This window comes from Arthrobacter sp. 05T420 (assembly GCF_056396305.1).
The window spans coordinates 115,639-131,476 of record NZ_JBFTLG010000006.1 but is presented as its reverse complement, the minus strand read 5'-3'; the positions used below and the strand labels follow the sequence as shown (position 1 = coordinate 131,476).

14 protein-coding genes are annotated in these 15,838 nt (G+C 68.0%); 12 read left to right on the top strand and 2 right to left on the bottom strand.

The genetic code is table 11. The annotated features are described in order from the left end of the window. Positions 1 to 2: 2 nt before the first annotated feature. On the top strand, positions 3 to 524 hold the full coding sequence (locus AC1DEM_RS07960) for a tripartite tricarboxylate transporter TctB family protein (RefSeq protein ID WP_476883960.1): 522 nt from the start codon (positions 3 to 5) through the stop codon (positions 522 to 524). Continuing rightward, entirely contained in the window at positions 517 to 2,049 is a 1,533-nt protein-coding gene (locus tag AC1DEM_RS07955; protein WP_476883959.1) for a tripartite tricarboxylate transporter permease, read from the top strand. Before AC1DEM_RS07960 ends, AC1DEM_RS07955 begins: the two co-directional genes overlap by 8 nt. Before the next feature lie 127 nt (positions 2,050 to 2,176). Here AC1DEM_RS07955 and AC1DEM_RS07950 read toward each other — a convergent pair whose 3' ends face one another. Further along, a complete protein-coding gene (locus tag AC1DEM_RS07950; protein WP_476883958.1) occupies positions 2,177 to 3,655 on the bottom strand; it encodes a lipase maturation factor family protein in 1,479 nt (492 codons plus the stop codon). Between the two features lie 120 nt (positions 3,656 to 3,775). Between AC1DEM_RS07950 and dxr the strand changes: the two genes are divergently transcribed. From dxr to AC1DEM_RS07900, 10 genes are all read left to right on the top strand, one after another. Then, on the top strand, positions 3,776 to 4,960 hold the full coding sequence (gene dxr / locus AC1DEM_RS07945; RefSeq protein WP_476883957.1) for a 1-deoxy-D-xylulose-5-phosphate reductoisomerase: 1,185 nt from the start codon (positions 3,776 to 3,778) through the stop codon (positions 4,958 to 4,960). Between the two features lie 18 nt (positions 4,961 to 4,978). After that, the gene (locus AC1DEM_RS07940; protein ID WP_476883956.1) at positions 4,979 to 6,310 is read left to right on the top strand and encodes a M50 family metallopeptidase; all 1,332 of its coding nucleotides are present in this window, start codon (positions 4,979 to 4,981) and stop codon (positions 6,308 to 6,310) included. A 123-nt stretch (positions 6,311 to 6,433) separates the two neighbouring features. Next, positions 6,434 to 7,132 carry a MarR family transcriptional regulator gene (locus AC1DEM_RS07935; RefSeq protein ID WP_476883955.1) on the top strand — a complete coding sequence of 233 codons (699 nt, stop codon included), beginning with the start codon at positions 6,434 to 6,436 and terminating at the stop codon, positions 7,130 to 7,132. Further along, positions 7,129 to 7,659: a hypothetical protein gene (locus tag AC1DEM_RS07930; protein WP_476883954.1), complete on the top strand. Its 531-nt coding sequence runs from the start codon at positions 7,129 to 7,131 to the stop codon at positions 7,657 to 7,659. The genes AC1DEM_RS07935 and AC1DEM_RS07930 overlap by 4 nt, the downstream gene beginning before the upstream one ends. Before the next feature lie 58 nt (positions 7,660 to 7,717). Further along, positions 7,718 to 8,008 carry a YciI family protein gene (locus tag AC1DEM_RS07925; RefSeq protein ID WP_476883953.1) on the top strand — a complete coding sequence of 97 codons (291 nt, stop codon included), beginning with the start codon at positions 7,718 to 7,720 and terminating at the stop codon, positions 8,006 to 8,008. Positions 8,009 to 8,056: 48 nt separating this feature from the next. Then, positions 8,057 to 9,223: a flavodoxin-dependent (E)-4-hydroxy-3-methylbut-2-enyl-diphosphate synthase gene (ispG, locus tag AC1DEM_RS07920; protein ID WP_277526049.1), complete on the top strand. Its 1,167-nt coding sequence runs from the start codon at positions 8,057 to 8,059 to the stop codon at positions 9,221 to 9,223. After that, entirely contained in the window at positions 9,186 to 10,073 is an 888-nt protein-coding gene (locus AC1DEM_RS07915; protein WP_476883952.1) for a GNAT family N-acetyltransferase, read from the top strand. The genes ispG and AC1DEM_RS07915 overlap by 38 nt, the downstream gene beginning before the upstream one ends. A 504-nt stretch (positions 10,074 to 10,577) precedes the next feature. Next, positions 10,578 to 12,389 (top strand): proline--tRNA ligase, encoded by a 1,812-nt coding sequence (locus tag AC1DEM_RS07910; RefSeq protein ID WP_476883951.1) that lies wholly within the window; start codon positions 10,578 to 10,580, stop codon positions 12,387 to 12,389. Between the two features lie 19 nt (positions 12,390 to 12,408). Further along, positions 12,409 to 13,203 carry a sulfite exporter TauE/SafE family protein gene (locus AC1DEM_RS07905; protein WP_476883950.1) on the top strand — a complete coding sequence of 265 codons (795 nt, stop codon included), beginning with the start codon at positions 12,409 to 12,411 and terminating at the stop codon, positions 13,201 to 13,203. A 72-nt stretch (positions 13,204 to 13,275) separates the two neighbouring features. After that, positions 13,276 to 14,688 carry a pyridoxal phosphate-dependent decarboxylase family protein gene (locus tag AC1DEM_RS07900; RefSeq protein ID WP_476883949.1) on the top strand — a complete coding sequence of 471 codons (1,413 nt, stop codon included), beginning with the start codon at positions 13,276 to 13,278 and terminating at the stop codon, positions 14,686 to 14,688. On the opposite strand, the gene AC1DEM_RS07895 is transcribed toward AC1DEM_RS07900, so the two are convergent. Further along, positions 14,685 to 15,767: an aminoglycoside phosphotransferase family protein gene (locus AC1DEM_RS07895; RefSeq protein ID WP_476883948.1), complete on the bottom strand. Its 1,083-nt coding sequence runs from the start codon at positions 15,765 to 15,767 to the stop codon at positions 14,685 to 14,687. The two genes, AC1DEM_RS07900 and AC1DEM_RS07895, sit on opposite strands and share 4 nt — an antisense overlap. Positions 15,768 to 15,838 lie beyond the last annotated feature (71 nt).

The following is a 15,838-nucleotide window of genomic DNA, read 5'->3' as shown; positions in this document are numbered from 1 at the left end:
GAATGTCTTCTCTCGCAACAACGCCCGCCAAACGGCCGACGGGGGAGATCCTGTTTGCCCTCGTGTTCGTCAGCGTGGGCGTCGCGGGCCTGGCGACGGCGGGATCCATTCCGATCCCGCCGTCGGAGACCGGCATCGGCCCCCGCGCCTTCCCCTACATCGTGTGCGGCATGCTGGTGCTGTGCGGCGCCGGGGTGGTCCTGCAGGTCCTGCGCGGCAAGGTCGGTCAGGCCGAGGACAGCGAAGACCTGGACGTCACGGCCAAGACCGACTGGGTGGCCCTCGCCAAGCTGGTGGGCTTCGTGGTGCTGCACATCTTCCTGATCGAGCCGGCCGGCTGGCCGGTGGCCGCGGCCGTGCTCTTCAGCGGTGCAGCCTGGTCCCTGGACGCCAAACCCCTGTGGAAGGCGATCACCGTGTCCGTGATCCTGGCGCTGGTGCTGCAGTACGTCTTCGGCGGGCTGCTGGGCGTCTCCCTGCCCCCGGGGCCGCTGTTCGAGGGGGTGACCTTCTTCCATGGATAGCTTCATGCTCCTGCTCGAAGGGTTCAGCACCGCGCTCCAACCGGTCTACCTGCTCTACGCCCTGGGTGGCGTCTTCGTCGGCACCGCCGTCGGCGTCCTCCCCGGCATTGGCCCGGCCATGACCGTGGCCCTGCTCATGCCCATCACCTACGCCCTGGACCCCGCGGCGGCGCTGATCGTATTCGCCGGGATCTACTACGGCGGCATGTACGGCGGTTCCACCACGTCCATACTGCTGAACACGCCCGGCGAATCCTCCTCGATCGTCACGGCGCTCGAAGGAAACAAGATGGCCAAGGCCGGCAGGGGAGCGGCGGCCCTGGCGACGGCGGCGATCGGATCCTTCATCGCCGGGACCATCGCCACGGTCCTGCTGACCTTCCTGGCGCCCGTCGTGGCCGACTTCGCCGTCGGCCTCGGCCCCGTGGACTATGTGGCCCTCATGGTGGTGGCCTTCCTGACCGTCGGGGCGCTGTTGGGCGCCTCGGTCCTGCGCGGCCTGGCCTCGCTGGCCCTGGGGCTGTTCATCGGCCTGATCGGCATCGATGACAGCACGGCCCAGCAGCGCTTCACGTTCGACAACCCCACGCTGGTGGACGGTGTCGACATGGTCCTCGTGGCCGTGGGCCTCTTTGCGCTCGGCGAGGCGCTTTACGTCGCTTCCAAGCTGCGGCACGGCCCCGTGGAGCTCATCCCGGTCAGCAAGGGCAAGAACGCGTGGCTGTCCAAGGAGGACTGGAAGCGGTCCTGGAAGCCGTGGCTGCGCGGAACCTTCATAGGGTTCCCGATCGGCACCGTCCCGGCAGGCGGCGCGGACGTCTCCACGTTCCTTTCCTACGCGGCCGAGCGGAAGCTGGCCAAGGGTGCCAACAAGGCCCAGTTCGGCAAGGGCGCGATCGAAGGCGTCGCGGGACCGGAAGCGGCCAACAACGCCGCGGCCGCCGGTGTCCTGGTGCCGTTGCTGACCCTCGGCATCCCGACGACGGCGACCGCGGCCATGATGCTCACGGCCTTCCAGCGCTACCAGATCCAGCCCGGCCCGCTCCTGTTCGAAAACCAGGGGGCGCTCGTTTGGACCCTCATCGCCTCGCTGTACGTCGGCAACCTCATGCTGCTGGTGCTGAACCTGCCGCTGGTGGGCCTGTGGGTGAAAATCCTGCAGATCCCGCGCCCCTACCTCTACGCTGGCATCCTGGTCTTCGCCGCCCTGGGCGCCTTCTCGGTGAACTTCTCGCCGAGCGACGTCGGCATCCTGCTGGTGGTGGGCATCCTGGGCTACTTCATGCGCCGCTACGGCTATCCCGTGGCGCCCATGGTGGTGGCAATGATCCTGGGACCGATGTTCGAGGTGCAGTTGCGGCGCTCGCTGCAGCTCTCGCAGAACGATCCCACGGCCCTGTTCGCCTCGCCGTTCGCCCTGGTGGTGTACGTCTCCATGGCGCTGATCTTCGCCGCCTCATGGTGGCTGCGCCGCCGCCAGGCCGCGGTGGAGGCTGCACCGGCGCAGGAGCGGGTGTCCGTCTAGCCAGTGCCGCCGTCCCCGCACGCCAAGGGGGCGGCGGCCGCTCCCCGTGCCGGGCCCTGCCGATCCGGCCCGGGCGGTCCTGCCGATCCGGCCCGGGCGGTCCCGCCGCGCGGGATCGGACCCGGGTTCAAGCCCCCGGCGGCAGGCGCGACGGCGGGATGACGACATACAGCGGCGTCCGGATCCAGCGCTGGCCCGTGGCACGGAACTCCGCCCGGGTGGAGAAGCGGTAGAGGTAGCTGCTGGCACGCACCCAGTGGGGCCGTTCGCCGTCGAACGGGTCATGGCGCAGCAGCCGCAGCGTGGGCCCGTCCGCCGCCAGCAGCTTGGCCAGGAACGCGTAGAACCACTCCTCGTGCACGGTCCGCAGCGGCAGGAACCACATCAGCCAGTCAAGGCGCAGGTGGTACGGGGCGAACTGGCGGGGGAGGCGCCGGACGTCTCCCGGCTTGCCCTTGAACCCGTACTCCCGCCACTCCGTGTCCTCCCCGGGTTCCGCGTCCAGGGTGCCCTCCACCACGATCTCGATCCGCCGCTTCGTGACCGTGCCGAACGCACCGTAGGTGTTCACCAGCTGCCAGCGGTTGAAGGAAGCGTTCATCAGCTGATGGTGGGAGAAGAGATTCTCGATGGGCCGGTAACTGAGCACCACGAGCAGCACGGTGGCGACCAGGACCACCACCAGCCACGGGACCGGCGCCTGGCTGCCGGCCCCGGTGCCTGCTCCGGCGGCTGCGGACGCGGCGTGCCAGTCAAGCGGGATTACCGGAAGCACGGCGTGCGCCACAGGATCGCTGACCGCCGCGAAGGCCAGGATAATTGCCATCCAGTTCAGCCAGGCGAAATTTCCGCTCGCCACCAGCCACAGCTGGGTGAAGATGATGATCCCGGCGGCGGCGCTGGCCAGGGGCTGCGGGGCAAAGAGGAAGAACGGCACCACCAATTGGGCGAAGTGGTTGCCCAGGACCTCCAGCCGGTGCCAGGCCTTGGGGAGCAGATGGGCCTGCCGGCTCAGCGGCCCCGGCATCGGCTGGGTCTCGTGGTGGTAGTACAGGGCCGTCAGGTCCCGCCACTCCTGTCCGCCCCGGATCTTGATCAGGCCTGCGCCGAACTCCAGCCGGAACACCAGCCAGACCAGCAGGATCAGGATGGGCCTGGGCGGGGGAGTCTGGTCCGAGCCGAGGAAGGCCACCGTGAACCCGGCCTCCAGCAGCAGCATCTCCCAGCCGAACCCATAAAAAGTCTGTCCCACGTTCACGATCGACATGTACAACAGCCACAGGGCCAGGAACGCGATGAGCGGAACCCAGGGCGGGCCAACCTGGGGCAGTCCGGCGATGAGCGTGGCGGCAATGGCCATGCCGCTCCAGCAGACCGTCCGCAGCAGCCGGTCCGAGTAACGCCAGCGGAACAGGCTGGGCCGGCCCAGGCGGTTGAAGCCTTCGAGATACTCCGGCACCGGCAACAGGCCGCGCTCGCCGAGGAGGGCCGGGAACTGGTTGAGCGAGGAGAGGAACGCCACGAAGTAGAGGGTGGCGGTGCTGCGTTGCAGCACCTGCCGGGCGAACTCGTACTCCGGCGCGTCGAACCACGCGGTCCACTCCACGTTTTCCACGTTACGCCTCCGCCCTGCTGCGTCAACGAGTGGCGGCGACCCACCGGCGCAAAGGAAACAGGCCCCGAGCACCGAACGCAGTATGGGATAACGGTGCGGGATACTTGAAGCATGCAGCCGCGCAAAATCGTCCTCCTCGGGTCCACCGGTTCCATTGGCACACAGGCGATTGACGTCGTCGACGGCGCCCCGCACCTTTTCGAGGTCGTGGCGCTCAGCGCCGGCGGCGGCAACCTCGAACTCCTGGCCCGGCAGGCTGTCCACACCCGCGCCTGGGCCGTCGGGGTCGCCACCGGGGAGGCCTCCACCCTCCGGGACATGATCAACGACGCCGCCCGCGCGGCGTCAGTGACGGGCTACCATCCCGAGATCATCACCGGCCCGGATGCGTCCACCCGGATCGCGGAAATCAGCGCCGACGTGGTCCTCAACGGCATCACAGGCTCCATCGGACTTGCCCCCACCCTGGCCGCGCTCCGATCCGGCGCCACATTGGCCCTGGCCAACAAGGAGTCCCTGATCGTCGGCGGCGCCCTGGTCAAAGCAGCGGCCCGCGAAGGGCAGATCGTGCCCGTGGATTCGGAACATTCGGCCATTGCCCAATGCCTGCGCTCCGGCACCGCAGCGGAAGTGGACCGGCTGATCCTGACGGCCTCCGGCGGCCCGTTCCGTGGCAAGACCCGGGACCAGCTGCATGGCGTCTCGCCGCAGGACGCCCTGGCCCACCCCACCTGGGACATGGGCCTCATGGTCACCACCAACTCCGCCAGCCTGGTCAACAAGGGTCTGGAGGTGATCGAGGCGCACCTGCTCTTCGACATCCCGCTGGACCGAATCGACGTCGTGGTCCACCCGCAGTCCGTGGTGCACTCGATGGTCCAGTTCGTCGACGGCTCCACGATCGCCCAGGCCTCGCCGCCGGACATGCGCCTGCCCATTGCCCTCGGTCTCGGCTGGCCGGACCGCGTCCCGGGTTCCGCGAGCGCCTGCGACTGGAGCAAGGCCACCAGTTGGACGTTCGAACCCCTTGACGCTGAGGCCTTCCCCGCCGTCGCCCTCGCGAAGGCTGCCGCCAGGCAGGGCAGCACCTTCCCGGCAGTGTTCAATGCCGCGAATGAGGAAGCGGTGATGGCCTTCCACGCCGGGCAGATCCGGTTCACCGACATCGTTGACACGATCGACGCCGTCCTCAGCGAACACTCAGGATCCTCCGGGCTGACGGTTGAGTCAGTACTGGATGCTGAAAGATGGGCACGCGCCCGCACCCACGAACGTTTAGCCGTCAGAAGCGTCTAGGAAGCAGCAGATCACAGCATGAGCCCCGTCCTCCTCTTTATCCTCGGTGTCGTCTTTGTGGCGATCGGCATCGCCGTGTCCATTGCCCTCCACGAAGTCGGTCACCTGGTCCCGGCCAAGCTGTTCAAAGTCCGCGTGACCAAGTACATGATCGGTTTCGGGCCCACCGTCTGGTCGAAGAAGCGGGGTGAAACCGAGTACGGCCTCAAGGCCATCCCGCTGGGCGGCTACGTGTCCATGATCGGGATGTACCCGCCGAACAAGGAAGACGGCACCGTCCGCACCTCCAGCACCGGCATGTTCCAGTCGCTGGCATCCGATGCCCGCTCCCTGGCCCACGAGGAAATCGGCCCCGGCGACGAAAACCGGGTCTTCTACCGGCTGCCGGTCTGGAAAAAGACCATCATCATGCTCGGCGGGCCCGCAATGAACCTGCTGATCGGCGTCGTGTTGACCGCGGTGCTGTTGATGGGATTCGGCACCGCCACCCAGACCACCACCATCGCGGACGTCTCCAAATGCCAGGTCAAGGCCGGCGAGACCGTGGATCCGAACTCCGCCGACTGCAAGCTCACCCCCGCCGCAGCCGCGGGCCTGTTGCCGAATGACACCATCACCTCCTTCGACGGCAAGGCCGTCACCGGCTGGGACGAACTCACCGGCTGGATCCGCGCCTCGGCGGGCCGGCAGGTCAGCATCACTGTGGAGCGCGGCGGCGCCACGGTCTCCACCACCGTCACGCCCGTGCTCTCCGCCCGCCCCGTGATCGGTCCCGACGGCCGCCAGGCCAAGGCCGCCGACGGAAGCCTCCAGTTCCGGGACGTCGGCTTCCTGGGCATCGGTGCGCAGACCGAACTCGTGCAGCAGCCAGCGTCGTCCGTGCTGCCGATGGCGGGGGAGAACATCACGCAGGTTGCCGGGGTTGTGGTGAACCTGCCGGCCCGCGTGGCCGGTGTGGCCAAGGCAGCCTTCAGCGAGGAACCCAGGGACCCCAACGGCCCCATCAGCGTGGTGGGCGTGGGCCGAGTGGCCGGCGAGGTCGCCGCCATGGAGGAGGTCCCGCTGCAGTCCCGCTTCGCCGCACTGATCGGTTTGCTGGCCGGACTCAACTTCGCCCTGGCCGTCTTCAACCTCATCCCGCTGCTGCCGCTCGACGGCGGCCACGTGGCGGGCGCGCTGTACGAGGGGGCCCGCCGCCAGATCGCCAAGCTGTTCGGCCGCCCGGATCCCGGAGCGTTCGATATCGCCAAGTTGCTCCCGGTGACCTATGTAGTGGCGGTGCTGCTGATGGGCATGGGAGCATTGCTGATCTACGCGGACATCGTGAAGCCGGTCCACCTCTTCGGATAAGGGGATCCACCGGCCGTTCCAGGCAAACTCCGCTGACTTTCATTTATAAGCTTATTTGGGCTGATTTTAAATAATCAGTTGAAAATGATTGATTATTGTCGATCACCTCCCTAGGCTGGGGCCATGTACGTCATGACAATCGACCAGCGCGGCAGCACGGGCGACATCGACCGCGTCCCCGGGCTCCTCAAGGAACTAGCTGCCATCTCCACCGCCGGGCGCTTTGAACGTTCGGTGGGCGACGAGGTCCAGGGCGTGGTGGAGCGGGCCGAAGAGGTAGTGGAGATCACCCTGCATGCCCTGCGCAGCGGCCGCTGGTACGTCGGAATCGGGGTGGGGGAGGTGGACCTGCCGCTGCCCGCCAGTCCGCGGGAAGGCTCCGGTCCTGCCTTCGTGGCAGCCAGGACCGCCGTTGATCGGGCCAAAGGGGCGGCCGCCCATGTACCGGTCGCAGTGGTCGCCGGCCGGGGCCGGCGTCGGGCAAGTGCAGCACTAAGCGCAGCGGCCGCCGCGGACGGCACAATCGCATCCCGGGAGGCCAAGGCTTGCGCCAACGCGGAGGCGGTGCTTCGGCTCATTGGCCGCCTGGTCCAGGACCGGACTGCGGCGCAATGGAAGGTGTTGGACGTGCTGCGCTCGGTGCGGCTCGGCACCCACGGCACCCATGGCACCCAAAAAATTGCCGCGCAGAGACTCGGAATCACGGAGCAGTCGGTGAGCCGCGCGGTCCTCCGCTCGGGCTGGCAGGAAGAATGGGCGGCGCGGCCAGCGGCGGAATTGCTCCTGACCCTGGCCCACGACAGCACCGAAGGAGAGCAGTGAACGCCCTCTGGATCACGCTGGCGCTGCTGACCGCGGGATTCGTCGGCTGGCCGGTCACCGCCGGGATGTTCCGTCTCGCCCGGACCATAGATGACCGGACCCTGGACGGCGGAGCGGGCGGCACCAGTACCGGCGACACGGCTGAGGACCCCTCTGCCGACTCCACCACGGACCCCGATATCCAGGCGGCCCCGGATGTCGGGCCGGACCCCGCACCGGGCGCGGCCCCGCCCGTCCAGCCGGCACCGCCTGTCCAGCCGGGCCAGCCTGCCGAAACCGTCAGCAGCGTGCGCATCCTGCGCGGCGGCGCCATGATTGGCATCCTGGAACGGTTCGCCGTATGCCTGGCAATCCTCGCCGGCCAGCCCGTCGCCATTGCCTATGTCGTGGCCATCAAGGGCCTCGGCCGGTTCGCCGAGTTGAAGGCCACCCCGGTTGCCGCCGAGAGGTTCATCATCGGAACCCTCACCTCCATGCTCTGGGCCGCCGGCGTCGCCGCCCTGGCCAAGGTCCTCTTCCTCGGCTAACCCCGTGCCCCGGCGCCCCCGGATGGGAACCGGGCAAACGGGACGATAGTGTATCCGTATGACTGTTTTTGCTGTGGAGTACGTGTACGACGCCGAATCTTCCGAGGTCCGCAATGCCAGCCGCCCGGCGCACCGTGAATGGACGGCGGGACTTGCCCGCGAGGGCGCCCTGCTGGCCAGCGGCCCCTACGGCGACGGTGCGGGCGCGCTGCTCATCTTCAAGGCGGCCGACGAGTCGGCCTTGAATGACCTCCTGCGGCAGGACCCCTTCGCAGCCGCCGGTGCCATCTCGGGCACGCGCACCACTGTGTGGGCGCCGCTGACCGGTCTTCTGGCCGAGCACGCCTAGCCTGTCCCGCCCCCACCTTCGCTTCATCGAAACTAAAAGGGAGTCCATGTGACCTCGGTCAGCCTGGGAATGCCGTCAGCACCGCCCCCCGTACTTGCCCCCCGCCGCAAGACGCGCCAGATCAAAGTGGGATCCGTCGGGGTCGGCTCGGACTCGCCCATCAGCGTCCAGTCCATGACCACGACGCCGACTACCGACATCAACGCCACCTTGCAACAGATCGCGGAACTCACCGCTTCCGGCTGCGACATCGTCCGGGTCGCCTGCCCGTCCGCCGATGACGCCGAGGCGCTGCCGATCATCGCCAAGAAGTCCCAGATCCCGGTGATCGCGGACATCCACTTCCAGCCGAAGTACGTGTTCGCCGCGATTGAGGCCGGCTGCGCCGCCGTGCGCGTGAACCCGGGCAACATCCGCAAGTTCGATGACCAGGTCAAGGAAATCGCCAGGGCCGCAAAGGACCACGGCACCTCGATCCGGATCGGCGTCAACGCCGGCTCCCTGGAGCCGGGCATCATGAAGAAGTACGGCAAGGCCACCCCCGAGGCCCTCGTGGAATCGGCCGTCTGGGAAGCCTCCCTCTTCGAAGAGCACGGTTTCCACGACTTTAAGATCTCCGTCAAGCACAACGACCCGGTCATCATGGTTGCCGCCTACGAGATGCTGGCCGAAAAGGGCGACTGGCCCTTGCACCTCGGCGTCACCGAGGCCGGACCGGCATTCCAGGGCACCATCAAGTCCGCGACGGCGTTTGGCGCCCTGCTCTCACGCGGAATCGGCGACACCATCCGTGTCTCCCTCTCGGCCCCGCCGGTCGAGGAAATCAAGGTGGGCAACCAGATCCTGCAGTCGCTCAACCTGCGCCCCCGCAAGCTGGAAATTGTCTCCTGCCCCTCCTGCGGCCGCGCCCAGGTGGACGTCTACACCCTCGCCGAGCAGGTCACTGCCGGACTGGAAGGCATGGAGGTCCCGCTGCGCGTGGCGGTCATGGGTTGCGTTGTGAACGGCCCGGGCGAGGCCCGCGAAGCCGATCTCGGCGTAGCCTCGGGTAACGGCAAGGGCCAGATCTTTGTCAGGGGCGAGGTCATCAAGACTGTCCCGGAGGACCAGATTGTTGAGACACTGATCGAAGAAGCGATGCGTATCGCGGAAGAGATGGGGGACGCCGATGGCGAAAATGCTGTCAAGGGTAGCCCCGTGGTTAACGTCTCGTAGGGACGACGCCGCTGCCGGCGTCGTCGTCCGGGTTCTTGGTGGCGGCGACACCGGACAATTGCTCGCGCTGGCGCACCGGGACGCCGTCGCCAACGTCTTCATCCTCTCGCACCTGGAGGTCGCCGGCACGGCGTCTCCCACGGCCGGGGGCGCCAGCATTCTCGGCGTGTTCGACGGCGACACCCTCCTCGGTGCCTGCTGGGCCGGCGCCAACCTGGTGCCCATCGAGCTTGCCCCCGAGCTCGCCGGCCTCGTTGCCATGGCCGCACACCGCTCCGGGCGCCGCTACGCCTCGATCTTTGGCCCCGCTGAGACTGTCCTGGCCATCCACGCGGCCTTGGAGCAGCTCGGCCAGGTGGCCCATGAAGTCCGCGACCACCAGCCCCTGCTGACGATCTCGGGCCCGCCCGCTGTCCGGCCCGAGCCCGCACTCGGCTTCGGCCAGCTGGCTGACTTCGACAAGATCCTGCCCGCGTGCGCCGCCATGTTCGAGGAAGAAGTGGGCTATTCGCCCTACCTTGGCGGCAGGGAGTATTACAGCCGCCGCGTCAGGAGCCTCGTCCGCCAGGGCCATTCCCTCGCGCACGTGAACTCGGAGGGCCAAGTGGTCTTCAAAGCCGAACTCGGCGCCGTCACGCAGGAAGTGACCCAGGTCCAGGGCGTCTGGATGAATCCCGAGTTCCGCGGACTGGGACTGAGCGCGGGCTACATGGCCGCCGTCGTCGTCCTCGCCCAGACCCTCGCGCCCGTCACCAGCCTCTACGTCAACGACTTCAACGCAAAGGCCCGCGCCACCTACGACCGGGTGGGCTTCCGCCAGGCGGGCACGTTCGCCACCGTGCTTTTCTAGACCGTGCTTTTCTAGACAGTGCTCTTCTAGACAGTGCTTTTCTAGACAGTGCTCTTCCAGCGGGCAGCGCCGGCCGGACGTCATCCGCCGGGCCCCGCAGCGGACTTGTCCGGACACGTTGCAATTATCCGATTGCAGACTATTGATTCCCGGGCCCATGTCACATAGGTTCTACCTAGCCGTGTCGCACAGGCGCGCATATTCCCCAGCGCATTTTCCGGGGAAAGCAACGCCTGGAGACGACACCACGTAGCTCGCAGCCTGAGATCTGGGGTGCTGGGGCCACGGGAGCCACGCCATGACGGGATGACCAGCCGGAGACGGCCAGGGGCTTCCATCAGTTATGGCGTGGCTCTTCCATGTGCTGCGTTTTGCCCGCAGCAGTGCCGCGGCAGTGCCGAAGCAGGGCACTGCGGCACAGGCGTGCGCTCCGGACGGTAGATTGGTACCTAGATGCTTTTCCCGGTTTTGCCCGCACTTTCCCCAGAAACGGATATCCCACCTGTGGTCCTTCGACTCTCCAAGCTGTTCCTGCGCACCCTGCGCGAAGATCCCGCCGACGCCGAGGTAGCCAGCCACCGGCTCCTGGTCCGGGCCGGCTACATCCGCCGGGCCGCGCCGGGCATCTACACGTGGCTGCCGCTGGGGCTGAGTGTGCTGCGTAAGGTGGAGCAGGTCATCCGCGAGGAAATGACGGCCATCGGAGCCCAGGAAGTCCACTTCCCGGCGCTGCTGCCCAAGGAGCCCTACGAGGTCACGAACCGCTGGACCGAATACGGCGAGGGCATCTTCCGGCTCAAGGACCGCAAGGGCAACGACTACCTCCTGGCCCCCACGCATGAGGAAATGTTCACCCTTCTGGTCAAGGACCTGTACTCCTCGTACAAGGACCTGCCGCTGAGCATCTACCAGATCCAGAACAAGTACCGCGACGAGGCACGTCCCCGGGCAGGCCTGCTGCGCGGCCGCGAATTCATCATGAAGGATTCCTACTCCTTCGACGTCGACGACGCCGGACTGGACGCCAGCTACGCCGCCCACCGCGGCGCTTACCTGAAGATCTTCGAGCGCCTCGGCCTTGAGGTGATTCCGGTTGCTGCCACCGCCGGTGCCATGGGCGGGTCCAAGAGCGAGGAATTCCTGCACCCCACCGAGATCGGTGAGGACACCTTCGTGCGCTCGGCCGGCGGCTACGCGGCCAACGTCGAGGCCGTCACCACCGTAGTCCCCGCGGACATCGACTTCAGCAACGCCCCGGCCGCCGAAGTCCGGGACACCCCGGACACGCCCACCATCGAAACGCTCGTCAACGCCGCCAACGTCCTCGTTCCGCGCACAGACGCCGGCGGCGGCCCCTGGACCGCCGCCGACACGCTCAAGAACGTCGTCCTCGCCGTCACGCTGCCCACCGGCGAACGCCAGCTCGTAGTCATCGGGCTCCCCGGCGACCGTGGGGTTGACCTCAAGCGCGTCGAAGCGAACATCGGGTCCTTCCTGCCCATTGCCGGCGAGATCACGCTCGAAGCCGCCAACGACGACGACCTCAAGAAGCAGCCCCTGATCGTGAAGGGCTACCTCGGCCCCGGCATGTCCCTGGACGCGCCGCTGCTGGGCACCGAGGGCGCCGCAAAGATGCTCTACCTCGTGGATCCCCGCGTGGTCAGCGGCTCTGCCTGGGTCACCGGCGCCAACGAGGCCGGCAAGCACGTCTTCGGCCTCGTCGCCGGACGCGACTTCGGCTGGGACGGCGTTATCGAGTGCACCGACGTGCGCGCCGGCGACGAGGCTCCCGACGGTTCCGGACCGCTGGAAACCGCCCGCGGCATCGAGATGGGCCACATCTTCCAGCTGGGCCGGAAGTACGCCGCGGCCTTGGACCTGAAAGTCCTGGACCAGAACGGCAAGCAGGTGGTGGTGACCATGGGTTCCTACGGCGTCGGCGTCACCCGCGCCGTCGCAGCCCTGGCCGAGTCCAACCACGACGACAAGGGCCTGGTCTGGCCCCGCGCAGTCGCCCCGGCCGACGTCCACGTTGTGGCCGTGGGCCGCGGCGAGGAAATCTTCGCCGCCGCCGAAAAACTGTCCCTGGAGCTCGAAGCCGCCGGCCTCGACGTCATTTATGACGACCGCCCCAAGGTTTCCCCCGGCGTGAAGTTCGGCGACGCCGAACTCGTCGGCGTCCCCACCATCCTCGCCGTCGGGCGCGGACTCGTGGACGGCGTCGTGGAGATCAAGGACCGCCGTAGCGGCAATGCCGAGAATGTAGCCGTTGACAAGGCTGTTGACTACGTAGTCAACGCTGTGCGCAACAGCTGATGCTGCGCATTTCCAGTTAGTGGTCTCCGGACTCGAGTCGATCCAGCTCGGAACGGTCATCCTGATTGTTGTGGCCGGCCTGGCCGCGGGCTGGGTCGACGCCGTCGTCGGTGGCGGCGGGCTCATCCAGCTACCGGCCATGCTCCTGGTGCCGGGCATCAGCCCGGTCCAGGCGCTGGCGACCAACAAGATGGGCTCCATCTTCGGCACCACCACGAGTGCGGTCACGTATTACGGCCGTGTCCGGCCCGATCTGCGCACAGCCCTGCCCATGGCGGCGATCGCGATGGCGGGAAGTTTCGGCGGCGCGGCTGTGGCCGCCAACCTGCCGGCGAGCGTGTTCAAGCCGATCATCGTGGTGGCGCTGATCGCCGTCGCGCTTTTCACCGCCTTCCAGCCCGGCCTCGGCGAGCTGACCAAGCTGCGCCACGCGGGGCACCGGCACTACGTGGTGGCCTGCGTGATCGGCGGCGTCATCGGCTTCTATGACGGCATGATCGGCCCCGGCACCGGCTCGTTCCTGATCATTGCCCTCGTCTCGGCTATGGGCTACGCCTTCCTGGAAGCCAGCGCCAAGGCCAAGATCGTGAACGTTGCCACCAACGCCGGTGCCCTGCTGTTCTTCGTGCCACACGGTGCCGTGCTGTGGGGGCTCGGGCTGCTCCTGGGCCTTGCGAACATGGCCGGCGGCTACCTGGGCGCCCGGACGGCGGTCCGGCAAGGGAGCAAGTTCATCCGGATCGTGTTCCTGGTGGTTGTGGCTGCGCTGATCATCAAGCTCGGCTCCGACGTCTGGCAGGACAACTTCACCTAGGTGTCCGGCAGGCAAGCCTGTGGCTCCCGCAAGGGACTCCCAGTCCGCTGGCCCCGGGCGTAGCATGCAGCTATGTCAGCAGGTGAGGAACGCTACCGGGATGCCCTCGAAGCCGCCGCCACTCACGCGCGTCGGTGGCTCGAGAGCCAGGGAACACGCCACATCGGACCGAAGGCCACGGCGGCCGAGCTCGCGGCCGACTTCGGCGGACCGCTGCCCAAAGAAGGCATGCCGGCCGCGGCGGTGGTGGACTATCTCGCCGCCAAGGCCGAACCCGGGCTGATGGCCATGCCCTCCGGACGGTTCTTCGGCTGGGTCATCGGCGGCACGCTGCCGGCCGCCCTGGCGGCAGACTGGCTCCTCAGCGCCTGGGACCAGAACGCGGGGCTGCGCTTCGCCACGCCCGCCACCGCCGCGATCGAGGAAGCCGCCGGCAAATGGATCCTTGAGCTGCTGGGTCTACCCGAGGAGTCCGACGTCGGCTTTGCCACCGGCGCCACCATGGCCAATTTCACCGGACTGGCCGCCGCCCGCTGGCGGCTCATGGCAGATGCCGGCTGGGACCTCGACGGCGACGGCCTGGCCGGTGCGCCCCGGATCCGTTGCTTCGTGGGGCAGGAACGGCACGACACCATCGACCTCGGCCTGCGCTACCTGGGCCTCGGGCGTCCCACCGTGGTGCCTTCCGATCGGCAGGGGCGCATCATCCCGGCCGAGCTGGACTGTGCCCTGGACCTTGCACTCAGCGCGGGGGAGGACGGCCGGCCGGTTCTGGCCCTGGTGTGCCTGCAGGCCGGCAACCTGCATTCGGGCGCCTTTGACCCCTTCGCCGAGGCGATAGCCGTCGCGAAGGCGCACGGTGCCTGGGTGCACGTGGACGGGGCGTTCGGACTCTGGGCCGCCGCCGTCCCCGAGCTCTCGGCCCTGACCGCGGGACTTGGCCTGGCCGATTCGTGGGGGACGGATGCGCACAAGACCCTCAATGTCCCCTACGACTGCGGGATCGCGATCGTGCGCGACGCCCAGGCCCTGCGGTCGGCGATGGGGCTGCGCACCAGTTACCTGATCCAGGCCGCTGACGGTGCCGGGGACCCGTTCGAGAGTGTGCCTGAGCTCTCCCGCCGCGCGCGCGGCGTCCCGGTGTGGGCGGCGCTGAAATCCCTGGGCCGCGACGGCGTGGCCAGCCAGGTCCGCACACTCGTGCAGCGGGCCGCGCAGTTGGCCGAACAGCTCGCGGCGCTGGACGGCGTTGAGGTGCTCAACGACGTCGACTACACCCAGGTTTCCTTGGCGTTCGGGGACGACGCCGTGACGCGCGCCGTGACGGAACGGATCATCGGCGACGGCCGGGTCTGGATGTCCGGATCACGCTGGCAGGACCGCGATATCCTGCGGATCTCGGTGAGCAACTGGAGCACGGACGACGCCGACGTCAGAGTCGCCGTCGACGCCGTCCGCGACGCACTGTCGGCCGTGCGGGGCTAGCCGCCGGCCAGCCCCGCTGCTTCCCCGGCTGCTTCCCCGGGCGAGGGCAGATCCTGCGGAGCGGGCAAGCCAGGAAGGGTCCGGCCCGCCAGTGTGCTCGCCACCCACAGGGAACGGGCCAGATCGCCCTCATGGTGACGCTGCGAGGCATAGCCGAGGGCGTTCTCCACCTCGCGGACCAGGCTCCACTGCCGGGCGGTCTCGGCGTCCAGGCCGGCGGCCGCACTGAAGTCCCCGCAGCGTGCGAGCAGCGCCCGTCCGGGATTGTGCTGTGGCAGCTCGCGGAGCCTGTTCCACAGCACCGGGGCCACGGCAAATTCGGCCTCGCCGATCATGGGCTGCGGATCAATGGCAGCGTACTGATCCAGCCCTGTTGCCTGCCCGGTGCCCCGTCCCGGCATGCCGGGACGGGCGAGGATGTTCAGGTAGTGCAGGTCCGCGTGGACCAGGACGTCCTTTCCTGACCGCCTGCCGACGGCGCCCCGGGTTTGGCAGACTTCAAGCGCCGCTTCGAGCAACCACCGGGGGAACGGCTGCGCCAGGTCCTCCCACGTCGCGGGGAGTTCATCGCTCCACTGTTCGGCCCGGGCCGCCACGTGGTCGATATCCCGCCATTGTGGCCGGTCATCCGGGACCACGCTGAGCTGGCGGACCACGCCGCCCCACACCGTCACGGCCGTTTCCAGGGGGACATCCAGGAGGGAGCGGCAGGCGTCCAGGCGCTCCAGGAGCAGGGCGCAGGATTGGGCGTCGGCAGCCAGCAGCCTGACGGCGCCATGGCCTCGCCATAGGGCTAGGGCGTGGTGTTCGCGGGTGGCCTCCTCATGCGGAAAAGCCACCTTCAGGACGGCGAGGTTGCCGTCGGATCCGGCCCCGTCCATGTGCCGGACGGGGATGACGACGCCGCCGTGACCGTACCAAGGAAGGGCGCCCGGCTCCAGGTCCGGCAGGAGTTCCCACTGATCGAGGAATTGTCCGATCAGGCCAGGAAGTGACGCCAGCCAGGCGCGGCCCTCCGGCGTGCGGGAGTAGCGGCGGGAAAGATCGGGCGGAATCGGGACGTCTCGGATGGTGCTCACGGGACCTATCGTAGGCGCCGGAGGGGATGCGGCCGCTTGGCGCGTGCCGAAATTGGGCGCTGCGGCCTTAG